Genomic DNA, 20,410 nt, shown 5'->3' with positions numbered 1-20,410 from the left:
ATCAGGTTATAGACATTTTGTCTGCCTGATAAGGTAATAAAAGTATTTTTATTTTAAGGAGGGAGTTCTGCATGGCATTTCCATCAAACACACAATTTCAGCCAATTATTCTGAACGGTCAGCCGATCTTTGATGTGGTTGGTGATGAATCACCAATTTCTACGGATATAGTGGGGAATACGACATTTCCGGCAGCATATGTAGCTTATGACGGAACTACGATTTATTTCAGGATTCGTGTAAACGGGGATCCGAGAAATTCACAAAACACGGGATTTGCTAATTTCGGCTGGGGATTTTTGGTGAATACCTCAGGTACTCCGGGGATATATAATTGGCTGACTAATGTTAATGGCCTGGATAATTCCATTAACCTGGTCCAGAATACACAGCAGATTTTTAACTCATGGAACGATCCTGCGGAAGGAACAAATGGACGCGGCGCGCCAAATGTAAGAATTCCGATTGTGAATTTTGATGTGGCCAGAGTGACGCTGACTAATGACGGCTCCAATTTCGGGGGGAACCCTGATTATTTTATAGATTACCAGTTTTCTGCTGCACAATTTTTTCAGACGCTTGGCATTACGGCCAATTCTTCTCTTCAGTTCGTTATTTTCTCATCTGCAAATGCCAACAACTATAACAAAGACTCTTTAAGAACGTCTGAAGGATTCCAGTTCATTGATACCCTGACAGACCCAGTTACACCAAATGATGTGGATATTCGTGCGCAGCTTGCAGCATCAAAAGTTATTACATTTGGACCGGCATCAGTTGTGACAGGAAGTATCGCAACATGGAATCAGACAGTCACGGTTACAAACACCGGCCGTGCTCTCGCAAGGTCTGTCACAGTGGCCGATGTTTTTAACATCGACCAGCTTTCGTCTGTCACAAATATAACAGCTTCAGCAGGCTCTGCAGTTTTTAACAGCTCAAACCGAACATTATCCTGGAATATCGGCAACTTGGCAGCAGGGCAGGCTGTTACGTTAACTTATACCGTCGCAGGCACGTTCACTTCAGCAGGAACCAGAAGGCTGAACACAGTAACAGCTTCAGGCATTGATGATCAGACAGGAGCCCAGCTTGCAAACGCTGTTGCCTTTAACGATATTACTGTTACAGCGGCAGCCTCGATTACAGGTCAGGTAACTTCAGGGCAGACAGGACTGCCTCTAACAAACGTGACTGTTCAGCTTCGCAATTCAAGTAACGTTCTTGTCGGCACAGCGACAACAAACGCACAGGGAAATTACAGCTTCACTCAGCTTTCTCCCGGCACTTATTCACTAACCTTCATACAAGCAGGATTCACGACTCTCACGCAATCTGCGACAGTAGCCGCAGGACAGACACAAGTGGTCAATGTCATTCTCCAGCCGGTTCCCGGAACTCTAACAGGAACTGTTACAGCTCAAGGCGGCGCCCCAATTGCAGGAGCAACTGTCAGATTGACTGATCAGTTTAATGCCGTGATTGCGACCGTCACAACAAATGCAAGCGGTCAGTATACGGTTACCGGCATTACACCCGGTCAATATACACTTTCGGCAAGCGCAGCAAACTTCCAGTCCCAAACGCGCGGGACGACCATTGTTTCCGGCCAGACAACGACAGAAAACTTTACGCTTGCCCCGTCTCCCGGTACCGTCACTGGGACCGTAACGGTAAATGGCGGCACGCCTGTTCAGGGTGCGCTCGTGGAAGTTCTTGATGCAGCAAACAATGTCATCGCCCAGACCGTGACAAACGCCAGTGGACAGTACACAGTGAGCCAGCTCGCGCCGGGGACGTATCAGCTGCGCGTTACAGCTGCAAATTTCCAGACAGGACTTCTTGGTTTTACAGTCGCTGCAGGTCAGACAACGACTCAGAATGTGGTGCTGCAGCCTTCACCTGGAACGCTGAGCGGCACAGTCACAGATGCGGCTAACGGAGCGGTTCTTTCAGGAACATCTGTCACTGTAGTCAATCAAAGCGGTGCGACAGTCGCTTCTGTTCTGACGAATGCACAGGGGCAGTACACGGTCTCAAACCTCGCGCCGGGCACATACTCTGTCACGTTTGGCAACTCAGGATATGCAAGTCAGACGATTGGAGCCGTTATCCAGCCAAATGCGACAACGACTTTAAATGCATCACTAAGCAGGATTGTCGGCGCAATCAGCGGAACCGTGACCGACAATCAGGGCGGAGCCATTTCCAATGCGACTGTCAATGTCTTTTTAAATAATAGTTTAGTAGCCACTGTAAATACGAATGGAAATGGTTCCTATACCATCCCAAATCTTGCACCGGGAAATTACACCGTTTCCGCCTCAGGACAAAACTTCCAGACACAAGTGCAGGGTGTTCAAGTGATCGGTTTCCAAACATCTCTTGTAAATTTCTCCCTTTCTCCAGATCCGGGATCTTTAACAGGCGCTGTGACAGCAAACGGCGGGACACCTGTACCAGGATCTGTCATTAATGTTAGAACATCTGCAAGTGGCGCTGTCGTTGCAACAACTGTTACAGATCAGAATGGAATTTACCTTGTTGCAAACCTAGCACCGGGTACTTATTTTGTATCCGCAGCCGCGCAGGACTTTCAAATTCAGAGTCAGGGTGCTGCCATTCAATCCAATCAGACCACTACCCTTAATTTTACTCTTTCTCCAAACCCCGTCTCCATTGCCGGAACCGTCACCAATCAGCAGACCGGCCAGCCGATTGCGGGTGCTCAAATACAAGTTCGTATTCTTGATGCCAACGGTGCAGTTGTCACAACCCTGTTCACTGACCTGCAAGGCACGTTTCAGGCGCAGCAGCTTGCACCGGGGACTTACACTGTTGTAGCCGGAGCTTTGGGATTTCAGACAAACATTGCGTCTGTGTCTATTCCTCCAGGCGGTCAGGCAAATCTGGCCATTGCTCTTGCCCCGAACCCGGGATTCATTACAGGAACCGTCTCAAGCGGAGGAAATCCTGTTGCCGGAGCTTCTGTCAGTGTCGTTGATCAGAACAATGTTCAAATAGTATCCGTCATCACAGACAGTCAGGGGAATTATACGGCCTCCGGTCTGCCTCCGGGAAATTACAATGTCGTCGTTAACGCTCAGAATTTTCAATCTTCTATTACTGGAGCTATTGTTACTGCGGATGCAACAACTGTAGTCAATGTGAATTTGACGCCAAATCCAGGGTCCATTACTGGAACCCTTTCTCCTGTCGTTCAAAACACGATCGTCCAGCTGTATACAGGTCAAGGGATTTTCATTCAAAGTACACTTGCCGATAACAGCGGGAACTATCAATTTTTAAATCTTGCTCCAGGCAGCTACATCGTGACGGCGTCAGCTCCTGATTATACAACAGAAACCGCAGGAGCTGTTGTCGTTTCAAACGCACAGACGACTGTCAATCTCACGATAAATCCAAATCCTGCCACTATCAGCGGAACTGTGCTTGATCCTAATGGCGCTCCTGTTCCTAATGCAGTTGTACGTGTAGTGGATGCAAATGAAACACTCCTTGGCTTGGCCGGGACAGATGCAAACGGCGCATACACGATAGGAAACCTGCCTCCAGGTTCGTTCACTGTTCTTGCTTCAGCATCTAATTTCGGTTCCGCCCTGACCGGTGTTACGCTTCAGCCTGGCGGAAACGTACCGAACGTCAATTTTACGTTAACACCGAATCCAGGCTCTTTAAGCGGCTTAGTTTCCAATGGGGCAAATGGTGCTCCGCTTCCGGGAGCAACGGTTGTAGTCCGCCAGGCTACTGGTTCAGGCGTTATTGCCGCAACAGTCACGTCGGGTCCTGACGGAAACTTCCTGGTTCAGGGTCTTGCACCGGGGAGCTATACAGTCACTGCCTCTCTATCTGGCTTTGGAACAGGAACGACTGGAGCTACTGTTGTAAGCAGCACAGTGACAACGGCAAATATTTCTCTTGTTCAGTTAAGAGGTTCAATCAGCGGACAGCTTCGCGATCCGGACGGCAATCCCATTACGGGCGAAAATCTCCAGGTAAGGCTTCTCGATTTAAACGGTGTACTCATTCAAACGCTTGTGGCGCAGCCGGACGGAACGTTTGTCTTTTTAGACATCCTGCCGGGCAGCTATATTCTGAATGCTTCTGCCGCTGGATTTCAGGCAGCTTCTATCGGAGTGCAAGTGGCCGCTGACCAGGAAACACAAGCCATCGTCACCCTGAATCCATCTCCAGCTGTTTTAACAGGCCAGGTTCTTAACCAGCAGACTTCTACAGGCATTGCAGGAGCTATAGTGTCCGTAACCAATCCGAATACGGGTATTCTCATCGGCAGCGGCACGACGAATCAGGATGGCACATTTACAATTGGAAATCTTCCTGCCGGCTCGTTTCTTGCAAGTGCCGATGCACAAAACTTTGGCACGGCATCTGTCGCTGTTATTTTAACGGCAGGACAGACAGCGAATACACTCCTTTCCCTCACTCCAAATCCGGGAAGTGCTGCAGGTACTGTCGTTAATAGAGAAAACGGAGATGCCCTTCCTGGTGCCAGTATTCAGATCTTTGATCAGACCGGGGCGCCTGTCGTATCCGTTGTCACCAATGCCCAGGGCCAATTCACGGCGGCAAGTCTTGCACCTGGAAGTTATACAGCTATCGCCTCTGTCCAGGGTTTTACAAGTCAGACCATCAGCTTTATCGTTTTTTCAGATACTCAGTCGACTGCAAGCTTTGCTCTGGAGCCGAATCCTTCCCAAATCCGCGGAACAGTTACGAATGCAGGTACGGGAGACGCAATCGCAGGAGCAAGTGTCACAATCCGGCAGTTTACTTCTACAGGCCCGATTATTGCCACAACGGCTACAGATTCATTTGGTTTTTATTCAGCGCCTAATCTGCCTCAGGGAACATTTACTGTCATCGTTATCGACCCAGCGTTCAGTTCTCAGGCTTCAACTGTGACACTTGAACCTGGTGAAATTGAAACGGTAAACTTTGCCCTGCAGCAGCTTCCGTCAACTGTGCAAGGTACCATCACAGATGCAGATACCGGCCAGCCTTTAATCAATACGTTAGTAAGCCTATTTGATGATACGGGCATTTTAGTCACACAAACTCAGACGGATATTAATGGTTTCTATCAGATAAACGGGTTTGCTGCGGGAAATTATACAAATACCTTTACAAATCCTGATTTTCAGTCACAGTCGTTCAGCTTCACAGCCCAGCCAAATCAGACGTCCGTTATTAACGCAGCACTGATTGCAGACCCGGGCGGCATTACAGGCCAGGTTTTTGACGGTCAGACATTTACTCCGCTTGCAGGTGCTTCCGTACTTGTCTATCCGGCTATAGGCATCAACCCGATTGCGTCTCTTGTAACAGATGGAACAGGCCGTTATACGCTGAACAGTCTTCCGCCGGGATCGTATATTCTTGTGGGCTCTTACACGAACTATGCAACGTCTTCAACAGGAATAACAGTACGTTCAAATGCCGTTTCCAGCTCGGATATTGTTTTAACACCCAATCCTTCTTCAGTATCTGGAACAGTTACATCCGAATTCGGTCAGCCGATTATCAATGCTACTGTCCGGATCCTTGACCAGAATGAAACAGTTCTTGCTACAGCCGTTACGAATGAATTGGGACAGTACAGCATTACCAATCTGCCTCAAGGCAACCAGCAGATCATTGTCTCAGCACCTGGATTTGCCACGCAGCTCGGAGGAGTTATTTTAACACCGGGACAGATGACTGAAAATGTTAACTTTGTATTAACTGCGAATACCGGAAGCATAGCAGGGCTCATTACGGCTTCTGATACCGGCCAGCCAATAACAGGAGCCATAGCCGTTGTAAGGACAATTGCAGGCGTACCTGTTGTAGTTGCATCTACTTCTACTGATGAAAATGGAAACTACTTTGTTCCGGACCTTCAGCCGGGGTCCTATACCGTTACAGGTTCTGCATCCGGATTTGGCATTTCAGTTGTAGGAGCCATTGTCGTCAGTGATCAGACAACTCAGGCGGATATCAGTCTGCCCCGTCTTGTCGGCTCGATTTCAGGAACGGTTACAGATATTCAGGGAAATGCCCTGCTCAACGTTCCTATTCAAATACGGGTCTTTGATCAAAGCGGCATTCTTTTGCAGACACTTGCTGCCCAATCAGACGGAACATTTCTCATCACAAACTTGCCTCCTGGTTCCTATCAGCTGACAATTCTGGCAGAAAACTATGCTGCAATGATGGTTGGAGCATCTGTTACAGCCAATGAAACGACAACTCTATCTGTATCTCTTACGCCAAATCCAGGTACAGCTACAGGTCAGGTTCTGAGCGCTCAAACTGGTACGCCGATACCAGGAGCAATCGTTTCGGTTACAGACACCAATGGTTTGCCGATCGGGAGCACAGTAACAGACAGCGGCGGAAACTTTATTATTCCTAATTTGCCGACGGGATCACTTGTGATTTCAGCTGTTGCACCTGATTTCGGATCTGACTCGCGTTCCATTATTTTAACGCCGGGAGGCACGGCTGCATCGATTCTGAGCTTAACGCCGAATCCTGGTACCATCAGCGGTTTTGTAACGAACGGACAATCCGGAGATCCGCTCTCAGGAGCTGTTCTTCAAGTGTTTGACAGCACATTGGCCATCGTTGGCACGCTTACGACTGATGCTGCCGGATTCTATCAATTTGCTAACCTTTCACCAGGCCAGTACAGAATAATAGCTTCAGCCTTTAATTTTGGCACTGATGTTCAGGATGTAACGGTTTTATCCAATCAGACAACAAGCGCAGATTTCGCATTAGCTCCGAATCCTGGGTCTATTTTCGGGACGGTTGTTAATCAGCAGACGGGAGCGTTTATAACTGGAGCCGCCATTGTCATCCGTCAATTTTCACCTTCAGGGCCTATTGTGCAGTCAACTGCGACAGACAGCAGCGGGCAATTCACTGTACTGAACCTCCAGCCGGGAACGTATGCCATTACAGCCTCAAACACAAATTTTGGCACACAGACGGCAACGGTCCTTGTCCAATCAAATGCTGTCACGAACGCATCTCTTGCCCTGCCTCCAAACCCTGGCGCAGTTACCGGCACGGTGACATCTGCTCAGACAGGAGATCCGCTTGCTAATACGCAAGTGCGCGTTTTAAATGATAACGGCATTTTAGCTGCCGTAGTGCAGACGGATTTAAATGGTGTATACCTTGTGCAGGGACTGACGCCGGGCACCTACACAATCGTCCTGATAAATGCAGATTTTCAAAGCAGAACGATAGGGGCAATTATCGGTGCAGGAGAGACTGTTACCGTAAATGCTGCTCTCGCTCCGAATCCGGGAACTATTACAGGCATTATTTCAGATGCTGTAAGCGGAAATCCGCTGCAAGGAGCCATTGTTCAGCTTTTCCCTTCTCAAAGCTTGATACCAATTGCAAATGCAGCTACTGATCAAAACGGGCGGTACTCGTTTGCCGGAATTGAGCCTGGAGAGTATATCGTCGCTGCAAGTGCAGAAAATTACGCGCGTGGAACTGCTGGGGCAACTGTGTTTCCTAATGCACAGGCAACCGTGAACCTGGGTCTGACTCCAAATCCGGCAGCCGTTGTTGGAACCATCATCCAAAACGGCGGTACACCAGTAGGCGGTGCAACAGTCCGCATTCTTGATCAGAATGAAACCGTCCTTGGTACAGGTATTACGGATCAAAACGGGAACTATACAATTGGCAATCTTCCTCAAGGAACACAAACGGCCGTAATTTCTGCTTCAGGATTTGGAACACTGCTGACAGGTGTCACGTTAAGCCCTGGCCAGACAACGACGCTGAACGCACAGCTAACGCCGAATGCAGGCTCCATCAGAGGAACCGTTACAGACCAGCAGACTGGACTGCCAATTGCCGGCGCCGATCTTGTCGTCAGACGGACTGGCGCTGCACCAATTGTTGTTGCAAATTCGACGTCAGGGACAGACGGGTCTTACCTTGTCTCCGGTCTTGCACCCGGAACGTATACAATTACAGCTGTCCGAAATGGGTACGGGGCAGCGACAACAGGTGCAACGGTTGTCAGTGACGCCACAGCGAACGCTCCAATAGTCCTGACGCCGTTATCTGGGACGATTGCGGGCACAATTACAGATCCGCAAGGCAATCCGATTACCGGAAACAATCTGCAAATCCAAGTCTTTAATCAGAATGGCCAGCTCGTTAAAACGGTTCTTGCAGGTTCTGACGGTACTTTCATCGTAAACGGCCTTGCACCTGGAACGTATCAGGTTGTCGTAACAGCACCAAACTATGCGACGGGAACATTCAGCAGCACCGTTGTTTCTGAACAAACTACTGCTTTAAACCCTGTCCTTCAGCCAAACCCTGCAGCAGTGAATGTCACTGTCACAAGCACTGATACCGGCACTGCTATATCAGGAGCCATCGTAACAATTACACTTCCAAACGGGACAGTTGTCGGCATTGGGGTAACGGATGCAAACGGATTTACCTCAATTGGGAGCTTGCCTCCTCAGTCTCTTAACCTGTCTGTTACAGCAGAGAATTTTTCAAGCTTCTCGCAGGCTGTAAATCTGTCACCGGGCCAGACTTTAAATACTGCTGTCTCTTTAGCAGCACAGATCGGCACGTTGTCAGGCAGAGTGGTAAATGCCGGCACATCTGCGCCTATTGCGGGTGCAACTGTTGAGGTTTTTGATTTTACTAGAGGGTTAATTGCAACTGTCGTGACAGATGCATTCGGAAACTATCAAGTTCAAAATCTTTCTGCAGGTGTCTACCGTGTGATTGCTTCAGCGGATAACTTTGGCTCAACCGTTCAGGAAGCAACCGTTTTTGCCAATCAGCAAACTGTTCTTAATTTTTCACTGCCGCCAAACCCCGGCTCCATTCAGGGAACCATTGTCAACCAGCAGACAGGTGATCCAATTTCAGGCGCTGCTGTTGTCATCAGGCAGTTTTCACCGACAGGCCCTGCTGTAGATTCTGTCTTTACGAATCAAAACGGCGAGTTTACCGTGAATAATCTGGCTCCTGGAGCTTACACTGCTGTTGCTTCTGCTGAGAACTTCGGCACACAGGCAGGTTCCGTATTCGTTTCGTCAAATGCTGTTTCAACTATTAATCTTGCACTTATTCCTAACCCTGGATCTGTTCAAGGCACGCTTACGAACTCCCAGACGGGCACACCTATCGCTGGAGCTCTTATCCGAATTCAAAACAGCAATGGGGCCATTGTCCAGGAGATTCAAACAGACAGTGACGGCGTCTACAGAATTGACGGGCTTGCACCAGGAAACTACTCGCTCATCGGTATTGCCCAGACGTTCCAGCGTTCATCAGTCGGCTTCACTGTTGCTTCCAATGCAACAGCGATTGTCAATTTAGCACTCGATCCTAACCCTGGTTCCATTACCGGAAGAGTGACAGATCAGCAGACCGGCAGAGCTCTTGAAGGCGCCTCGGTTCAGATTTTCCCTGTTCAAGGTCTCTTTCCGATTGCGAATGCTCTTACAGACCAAAATGGAAACTACTCGGTCATCGGTCTTGCTCCTGGAGAGTATATTGCCGCTGCAGATTTGTCCAATTATGCACGCGGAGCTGTAGGTGCCATTGTAACGGCAGATCAGACATCAATTGCCAATCTTGAGCTTATGCCAAATCCCGCTGCAATCAGCGGAACGGTCACCAGTACAGGAGGGCAGCCAGTTCCAAATGCAAGCGTCAGAGTCCTTGATCAAAATGAGACAGTGCTTGGCAGCGCTCTGACAGACCAAAACGGCAGCTATGTGATCAGCGGCCTCCCGCCAGGTTCTCAAACCGTGATTGTGACGTCAGAGACGTTCGCAGGTCAGATCAGCGGAGTGACTCTTGCACCGGGAGATTTCATTGAAAATGTTAACTTTGTCCTGACTCCCAACCCTGGAACCATCGAAGGATTTGTAAGCAATGCCCAGACAGGTGTTCCGATTGCAGGCGCCATATCCATCATCCGTCTTACAGGAGGAACGGGAGTAGTCGTAGCTAATGACGTAACGGACTCAGACGGGTTCTATTCCGTAGCCGGTCTAGCGCCTGGAACGTATACAGTTACTGCTTCAAAGACAGGTTTTGGAACAGCTTCTGTAGGTGCTGTTGTGTTCAGCAATACGGTAACTTCAGCAAACCTGCAGCTGAGCCCTAACACAGGAGCGATTTCAGGGATCATCACAGACCTGCAAGGAAGTCCAATTCTTGGAATGGGAACACAAGTTGCGGTCTATGATCAAAGCGGATCACTCGTAAAAACCTTGTTGGCCGGCTCGGATGGCTCCTATTCCATTCTGGATTTGCTCCCTGGCAGCTATACACTTGTCATCACTGCACCGAATTTTGCCGCTGCTGTAATCGGAGCGATTGTTGTTTCTGACCAGACAACTCAGGCAAATATCGCACTGACTCCAAACCCTGCGGCAATCACAGGGCAGGTATTGAATGCAGGCACAGGAGATGCCATTAACGGAGCGCTGGTTACCGTAACAGATTTAAACGGCCTTGTCCTGGCATCTGCAGCAAGCGGAATCGATGGAAGTTTTACAATCCAGAACCTCCCTCCTGCTACTTTGATCGTATCAGCCGTTGCACAGGGCTTCGGCACGGACTCTAAAGCCGTCTTGCTAGCACCAGGTCAAACTGAAACAACCACCCTTTCTCTTACGCCGAACCCTGGAACTTTAACGGGTTCTGTCGTAAATGGGCTGAATAATCAGCCGATTGCAGGTGCTGTGCTGCAGGTATTCGATTTTACAGGCGCTCTCGCTGCTACAGTCCTGTCAAATGATAACGGTTTTTACCAGGTTCAAAATTTGGCTCCGGGAACGTACCGGGTTATAGCCTCAGCAGCAAATTTCGGCTCTGCCGCTCAGGATGCAGCAATTGCATCAAACGCAGTAACGACGCTGCTGTTCCAGCTTCAGCCAAATCCGGGAAGCATTACGGGAACCGTTTATAACGGGCAGACCGGTGCGCCTATTCAGAATGCAAGTGTGGTCATCAGGCAATTTTCCGCCGCCGGTCCTGCAGTGGCAACAACGGCAACGAATGCCCAAGGAGAATTTACTGTATTTAACCTTTCGCCTGGAACGTATACCGTCATCGCTTCTCAGCAGAATTTCGGCACACAGGCGGCTTCTGTGTCTGTTCAGTCAAACCAGACCGCGGTTGTGCAGCTGAATCTTCCGCCAAATCCGGGTTCTGTTCAGGGAACAATTTTCAATGCACAGACGGGAACACCTCTGCCAAATACACTGATTCGGGTCATCGATTCAGGCGGAATACTGGTTGCTCTTTCTCAAACAGACGTAAATGGAGATTACAGAATTGACGGACTCGCTCCAGGCAGTTATACACTTGTTGCTCTAAATTCCGAATTCCAGAACCAGACACTTGGATTCACTGCCGTATCTGATCAGACCGTCACATTAAACGCATCACTAAATCCAAATCCGGGAAGCATCACCGGAACAGCGGTGAGCGCCCAAACAGCAGCGCCAATTGCCGGAGCTTCTATCCTGATTTATCCATCTGGCAGCCTGGTTCCAGTCTTTGAGACTGTCACCGATCAAAATGGAAGTTTCACGGCCGGAAGCCTTCAGCCGGGTCAATACACGGTTACAGCCGCTGCATCCAATTTCGGAACCGTTTCAGTCGGTGCACTAGTCTCATCTGGAGCAGCAACAGCTGTGGTCCTGTCTCTTTCTCCGCTTCCGGCAGCAGTATCGGGACAAATCACCGATCAATCCGGAAATCCATTGCCGAATGCTGTCATCCGCATTCTTGACCAAAATCAGAACGTTGTTGGTACCGGCGCAACGGACCTGAACGGCAACTATTCTATTGGAAATCTTGCACCGGGAACGTATACAGTAAGTGCTTCTGCCCCTAATTACGGAACGGGCCTTCAGGGTGTTTCTGTTGCAGCTGGCCAAACGCTGACAGGCGTGAACCTTGCGCTCACGGCAAATCCCGGATCCATCTCAGGAACAGTGACAAACAGTGCCACAGCGGATCCATTGGCCGGAGCAATTGTGACAATTCGAACGCTTCAGGGCGACAGCAATGCAGTAGTGCAAACAGTCAATACAGATGCAGCCGGAAACTATCTTGTTCAAGGTCTTGCACCAGGTTCTTATTCGGTCACGGCCGCTGTGTTCGATTTTGCCTCACAGACACAAACGGTAACTGTCTCAAGCAACCAGACAGCAACTGCAAATTTTGCTCTGATTGCGGAGACCGGCAGCATTTCGGGTACCGTCCGGGACGGCAACGGTGATCCAATTACCGGAAACAATATTTTTGTCAGAGTATTTGATGGGAATGGCCTTCTCGTAACATCAATCACTGCTGAACCAGATGGAACTTACTCAGTTATTGATCTTGCACCGGGGAATTATACAGTCGTTGCACAAGCTCCTGGTTTTGCGGCATCATCTGCCGCTGCAGCAGTGGTTGCCAATCAGACAACAGCTCTTGATCTTCAGCTGGCGCCATTGCCTGCATCAATCACCGGGCAGGTTTTAAGCCAGGGCACAAATACGCCGATCCAAGGGGCTGCGGTCACAGCCAGTGTCGCCGGACAGGTGATTGCTTCCACTGTAACGGATGCATCAGGGAACTTCCAGCTCACAAATCTTCCTGCCGGCACCATTACGCTTACTGTTTCTCAGACAGGATTTGCTGACAACGTTCAGGCAGTCATACTTGATCCGGGTGAAACGGAGCAAGTAACCGTATCTTTAAGTCCGCTGCTCGGGTCCATTTCAGGGACGGTTATCAATCAGCTGACATCTGATCCGATTGCAGGTGCCATCATTACCATCCGTCAATTTTCACCGGTCGGCCCTGTCATTGCGACTGCTGTTACAGATGCTGGAGGGACATTCCTTACAGCGAATCTTGAACCTGGATCCTACACAGTCATTGCTCAATCTGCCGGTTTTGGCACACAGTCGGCTTCAACCGCTGTTTTTGCAAATGAAATTTCAAATGTGACAATCGGACTCACCCAAGCTCCTGGAACCGTTCAGGGTACAGTCCGCCGCTCAGATACAAACGATCCGATTTCAGGAGCTGCAGTCCAAGTCATACGCCGTGACGGCACTCTTGTAGATGAAGTCACTTCAGATGGAGCTGGATTCTACGCGGTTGAAGGGCTACCGGCTGATTCGTATACGCTTATCGTCTCAAGTCCGGCTTTTCAGAATCAGTCTGTCGGCTTTACGATTCTGCCGGGACAGACGACAACGGTCAATGTATTCCTTGCAGCAGATCCAGGAGTATTGACAGGCACCGTAACAGACCTGTTCTCAGGCGGTGCAATTGCAGGGGCTGTTGTCCTTGTTTTCCCATCACAGGGGATTATAGCTATTGCACAGGCAACCACGGATCAAAACGGACAGTTTTCTGTTCAGGGTCTCGCACCTGGAGAATACAATGTCGTCGCTTCGGCATCAAACTATGCCAGAAGAGGTACAGGAGCCGTTATTTTTGCAGGACAGACGACAAATGTCTCCATTCAGCTTTCTCCAAATCCGGCGACGATTTCTGGTACTGTCACAGATACCGGAGGAGCAGCCGTAACAAATGCAACGGTCAGAATTCTTGATCAAAATGAAACAGTTCTCGGTACAGCAATCACAGATGAGTTTGGGAATTACTCTGTCAGCAACCTGCCTCAGGGAACCTTAACAGTACTCGCATCTGCGCCTGATTTTGCCGCAAATCTGACAGCTGTTACCGTGACGCCGGGACAGATTTTGACTGACGTAAACATTGTTCTCAGTTCGCTGTTTGGAAGCATCAGCGGCCAAATTACAAATGCAGCGACAGGTGACCCGATTGTTGGGGCCATTGCAGTTGTAAGGACAGTGGGCGGAACAAGCGTCATCATTGCAGCAGATACAACTGACGTAAACGGCAATTACTTGCTGGAAGGACTTTCACCAGGTTCTTACTCGGTAGTGGGTACAGCAGCAGGTTTTGGCTCGATTACTGTAGGCGCAATCGTTCAGGCTAATGCTGTGACCACTGCAAATATTGCCCTTCCGCCGGATACAGGCATGATTTCCGGCTCACTGACAGACACGGCCGGAATGGCTGTTACCGGGTCAAACATTGCTGTTCAGGTGTTTGATATCAATGGAATTCTTGTAAAAACTCTGCTTGCAGATTCTGATGGAACGTTTACAATCATGGATCTTGCACCAGGCACGTACCTCATTCAAATTACAGCACCGAATTATGCGACTGCTGTGGCAAGTGCAGTCGTTGCTGCAAATGAAACTACGGTTCTGCCTGTCATTCTTTCACCAAACCCTGCAACTGTAACAGGGCAGGTCATCAATGCCGTAACATTAGATCCTTTACCTGGCGTTATTGTAACGGTCACAGACTTAAACGGACTGATTGTCGGCAACGCGGTCAGTGATCAAAATGGTCAATTTACGATTCAAAATCTGCCGCCGAATACACTGAACGTCTCTGCTTCTTCAACGCAGCCGGGATTCGGCTCTGCTTCGGTATCTGTTCAGCTTGGACCTGGTGCAGTAAACAATGTCACCCTTTCCCTGCCTCCTGTTTCAGGTTCACTTACAGGCACAGTCAGGGATGCAGAGACTCAAAACCCGGTACAGGGTGCTTCGGTTCAGGTCTTTGATTCTACAAGAGCACTTGTTGCAACGGTGGTTACGGATCAAAACGGTCAATATTTGGTAAATAACCTGATCCCGGGAATCGTCAGAGTTACAGCTTCTTCTGCCAATTTCGGTACTGTGGTTCAGGAAACGGAGATTTCTGCAAATGCTCAAACGGTTCTGGATTTTAATTTACCTGCAGATCCCGGCACCATTCAGGGAACCGTGATTAATCAGGTGACAGGACTTCCGCTAAGCGGAGTGAGCATCGTAGTAAGACAGTTCTCTCCTACCGGTCCGGTCGTCGCAAGCTCAGCAACAGATGCCAATGGATCCTTTACAATTCCTACCCTTACACCTGGTTCCTACACAGTTCTTGGTACACTTCCAGGTTTCGGAACGCAGGCTGGATCAACGGTTGTTGAATCGGGGCAGACATCTATTGTACAGCTCTCCCTGCCGCCAAACCCAGGTACTGTTCAAGGGATTGTGACAGAAGAAGGAACAGGATTACCTTTAGTGAATACCCTGATTCGGATTGTAGACGTGAACGGTGTGCTCACAGCTGTCGGCCAAACGGATTCAAGCGGAAGATACAGTATTCAAAATCTCCCGCCAGGTTCATATACCGTTACAGCAAGCAACACCAATTTTCAGCAGCAGACAATTGGCACAACGATTGTCTCCGGACAGACAGCAACGCTTGATATTGAGCTGCAGCCTGACCCTGGTTCCATTACAGGCACTGTCACAAATGCTGCTGCAGGAACGCCGCTCTCAGGAGCTTTTGTCCAGCTCTTTCCTTCTCAGGGACTGCAGCCTCTTGCCAGTGCTGTCACCGATTCACTCGGCAGATATTCGTTTGCCGGCATTAAGCCCGGGACTTATTCCGTAACAGCGGATTCCGTGAATTTTGCAAGAGCCATTGTCGGGGTGACGGTCACATCAAATACGGAATCAACGGCAAATCTTGCACTGTCTCCTAATCCGGCAGCTGTTTCGGGTACGGTGAGAGATTTAGCAGGTAATCCGATTGGCAATGCAACCGTGCGGTTATTAAACGGGAACGAAACCGTCATTGGCACAGGCATTACCGGCGGAGACGGAACGTATACCATTTCCGGCCTGCCGCCGGGAATTTTCAACATCATTGTTTCAGCAGGAGGGTTCAGCTCTTCTACTGCAGCAATCACATTGACTCCAGGTGAATTCCAGTCCGGCATTGATTTTTCTCTGGCAGCAAATCCCGGTTCACTTACAGGCATTGTGACAGATGAAGCGACAGCAGCCGGATTAGCCGGAGCAAGCATTATCATCCGCAACAGTTCAGGTGTAATCATCGCATCTGCCTTTACAAATACAGACGGCAGGTACACGATTCAAAATCTTGCACCGGGAACTTACAGCGCTGTGTTTACGGCAGAAGGGTATGGTTCAGCTGTCATTGGTGCACAAATCATTTCAGGTACGGCCGTTCAGCTTAACGCATCACTTTCTGCACTCACTGGCAGCATAAGCGGAGCAGTAGTAGATCAACAGGGAAATCCGGTCACAGGCCAGAATATTCTTGTGAAAATCTTCAATGAAAACCTTGTATTAGTCGAGGCGCTGACTGCTCAAGCTGATGGAACGTTCTCTGTCTTTAATCTGATACCGGGAACATATCTGGTCAATGCTTCCGCTCCTGGATTCGGTTCAAATACGGTCAGCTCCATCGTTTTTGCCAATGGGGTGACCTCAACGTCCGTTACACTGACAAATTTGCCTGCCACAGTAACTGGAGTTATATCTGACAGCGGCACGGGACTTGGCATTTCAGGTGCATCGATCATTATCTCAAGATCAAATGGCGTCATTCTAGCGACAGGATTCAGCGGAGATCAAGGGGTATTTACGTTCCCGAATCTGCCTGCAGGTACTTTCCTCCTGACAGCACAGGCCCCGGGATATGGAAACGCCACAACGTCCATCATCCTGACGGCAGGAGAAACGACAACTGCTTCGCTTGCATTATCCCAGCTTACTGGACGTCTTTTAGGGCAAGTGACAAGTGCACAAGACCTGGCACCGATTGCAGGAGCTGTCATCCAGTTATTTGATGAAAACCGCACACTCATTTTGACAGTCGTGTCCGACGCACGGGGGAATTTCACAGTTCCTGCCCTTTCCCCGGGCCAGTATACAGCCATTATTAATGCGCAGGACTTTGGCAGCGAGTTCAGAGGCTTCACCATTACGGCAGGCACAGATACCGTTCTTGCCATTGACCTGACACCGAATCCTGGCATCATTCAGGGGTTTGCCACAAATGCTGCGGGCGGCGCTGCCATACCGAGTGTAAGTGTTATCGTTCGCGCTCTCAGTCCTGCCGGTCCAATCATTGCGACAACACTGACCGACAGCAATGGGTTTTATCAGGTCACAGGTCTTGCACCAGGTGCTTACAGTGTTATCTTCAGCGGTTCTCCGTCTTTTGGTTCTGAAATTGCAAGCGTAACGATTGACCCTGGTGAAACGGAATTCGTCAGTGCCGTTTTGTCCCCTCAGCCAGGTACAGTACAAGGTCAAGTCATCGATGAGGCAGGCTTTGGGATCTCCGGTGCTCTTGTTCAGCTATTCAGCCTTCAGGGAGGATTAATCAGAAGAGTCCAAACAGATACAGACGGCAATTACTCTATTACCGGCTTTACAGCGGGAAGCTACACGCTGTCTGTTCTTCAGCAAAACTTCCAGTCATCATCAGCCGGATTTGAGGTACTGCCTGGTCAGACCGCGGCCGTGAACTTCACCCTGCAGGCAAGTCCCGGGTCAATTACGGGTATTGTAAGGGATGCTGTTACCACTCAGCCGGTTCCCGGAGCCATTGTGCAGCTGTTCCAAAGTCAAAGTCTGACCCCGATCGCGTTTACTGTCACGGATCAGCAGGGGTCCTACACCTTTAGCGGTATTCAGCCAGGCAGCTATCTTGTTACAGCTTCTGAATTTAATTACGCGAGTTCATCAATTGGGGCTACAGTCGCTGCAAATCAGCAGGTGCAGGCAAATATTCTGCTTCAGCCAAATCCTGCTTCTATTTCCGGCCAGGTGACAGATGCATTTGGATCACCGATTAACAATGCGTCTGTGCGGATTCTTGACCAGAATGAGACACTTGTTGGTTTTGCCGTAACCGGAGCTGACGGAACGTATGCGATTGGGAACATCCCGGTAGGCAGCTTTAAACTCGTCGTTTCAGCAGAAGGCTATCAGACTGCACTTTCCGGAATCAGTCTTTCAGCGGGAGAGCAGCGGACAAATGTAAACTTTTCTCTTTCCGCTAATCCCGGCAGGATTTCAGGAAGCGTTACTGATGCATTCGGCAATCCAATTACAGGAGCAGTTGTGACCGTCCGAATTATCGGAGCCGGCGGTGTGGTTGTAGCCACAGTAGTTACCGATTCTGACGGAAATTACACGGCCGGAAGCCTTCCGCCGGGCTCCTATACTGTAACGGTTACAGCTCAAGGATTTGAAACGCGGACGGTTGGAGCGATTGTCCAGTCAGATACTACTACTACAACAAACGTTGCACTTATAGGCATTTTTGGTTCTATAACAGGAGTTGTCCTGAATAACCTTGCTCAGCCGATTACGACTGCTTCTGTTGCAGTGTCCCTGTTTGATGAGAATGGCATCCTCATTTTCACAACGAATGCGCACTCAAATGGAAGCTTCACATTCCCGCAGGTGGCACCAGGCAACTATGTTATTACGGCATCTGCCAGCGGATTCGTTACGGGAATTATTGGTGCAGTTGTCTTCCCGGATGAAACGGCAAATGTTACGCTGCTATTGCAGACCGGACCGGCTTCTATTGCAGGCTTTGTCACTAATGCCGCAACAGGTGATCCGATTCAAGGCGCTATTGTAACAGCAACAACCGTTGACGGCCAGGTGCTGGCTATTTCAACAAGTGCTGCTGACGGTTCATTCACCATCTCTAACCTGCAGCCGGGCACCGTTATCCTGACAGCGACCGCTTCTAATTTTGGTACTGACTCTAAATCTGTCATTCTCGCTGCCAATACAACTGCTCAAACAACTCTTTCGCTCAGTGCGAATCCAGGCTTTTTGACTGGAGTTGTAAGCGACCGGAATTCATTGCCGATTCCTGGGGCTGCCGTTCAAATTTTTGACATCACAAATGGTCTTGTCGCAAGTGTATTGACAGATAACACAGGATCTTACCGGATTGATGGTCTGACACCTGGAACGTACAGGGCTGTCTTCACCGCAGCAGGCTTTGAACGATTGGCTGCCGGTGCTGTTATCGCAGCCGGTCAGACGACACAGCTGAACGTTCAGCTGAACGGGGCATTCGGAACGGTGAACGGCACAGTTTTAAATGCTCAATCGAGATCACCGATCCAGGGAGCTGCCGTCACAATTCGCTATCAAAGTCCATCAGGACCGATCTTTGCCACTGTTTTGACAGATTCAAACGGATTCTTTGAAATTCCAGGGGTTACAGAAGGACAGATTTCCATCGTGGCTACAGCATCAGGCTACGGTACGCAAACGCTCACCGCTACCGTCTTTACAGGTCAAACAGTCACAGTCGGTTTCCGTCTCCTGCAACAGACGGCATCCATTCAGGGATCGGTTGCGAATCAAGGAACCGGCGCGCCGCTGCCTGATACAAGAATCAGAGTCATAGACTCATCAGGCGCAGCAATAGCTACAACCCAGACAGATGACAGCGGAGCCTATCTTGTTCCAAATCTTTCACCTGGAACGTATGGGGTTATTGCACTGAATGTAAACTTCCAGGCCCAGTCACAAACCGCCGTCTTAAACCCTGGAGATGCAGCCATTGTCAATTTTGCCCTTTTCGCAAATCCGTCCGCTTTGACAGGCACGGTAACAAACGAATTGACTGCCCTTCCGATAATCGGAGCATTAGTCGAAGTGTTTGACTCAAATGGACTTTCCATCGCCTTCGGCCTCACTGATGAGAACGGTCAATATGTGATCCAGGGATTGCCGCAGGGAACATTCACAGCAACAGCTTCAGCACCTGGTTATGTATCAGAATCTGCTTCTGTCCTGCTCACTGCCGGAGAAACAACCGTTCAGGACTTCCAGCTCGGCCTCGCGCAGACACGGAGCGGAGTCATCGCAGGAAGAATTACAGACTTTGATACAGGTGCGCCAATCGGCGGCACAAGAGTCGACATCACCAACAGCCAAGGGGAACTTGTAACATTCGTCTTTACAGATGCAAACGGCCAGTACTTCTTTGAAGGACTCACACCGGATGTGTACACAGTCTTCGCTGCAGCTGAAGGTTACCAGCAGGCTCAGCGTATTCTGACACTTGGAGAAAATGAGTCCATTCTTGACGCCGACTTTGCTCTTATCAGACGGACTGCTTTTGGAACAATCAGCGGCCAGGTGCGGAATGCTTTCACACAGGCACCGATAGCAGGAGCCCTGATAGAAGTAAGAAATGAACAGGGAGAAGTCGTCGCAACAGGCTTTACAGATGCAGATGGCAACTTCATCATCCCTGATCTCCTCCCTGGCACGTACTCACTTGTCACGATTGCAGCAGGCTTTGTCACAGACACAACCGTCATCACCGTTACAGCAGGGGAAATCTCAACCGCGTCCATCAGACTGCAGCCAAGTCCGTTCAGTCATTTCTAATCGTTACTGGAACAGCTCTCTTGTGAGGGCTGTTTTTTTAT

The 20,410-nt window shown here is 49.5% G+C and carries 1 protein-coding gene; it reads left to right on the top strand.

Going from position 1 to position 20,410, the window contains the following annotated elements; genetic code table 11:
• The first annotated feature begins 71 nt into the window (after window positions 1-71).
• Entirely contained in the window at window positions 72-20,369 is a 20,298-nt protein-coding gene (locus AZ46_RS21675; RefSeq protein WP_035318973.1) for a carboxypeptidase regulatory-like domain-containing protein, read from the top strand.
• The last annotated feature ends 41 nt before the right edge of the window (window positions 20,370-20,410 follow it).

Origin of the sequence: Metabacillus indicus LMG 22858 (genome assembly GCF_000708755.2) — a bacterium.
Taxonomy (GTDB): Bacteria; Bacillota; Bacilli; order Bacillales; family Bacillaceae; genus Bacillus_P; species Bacillus_P indicus.
Note: the sequence above shows the minus strand (reverse complement) of the source record. Positions and strands in the feature narration are given on the sequence as shown.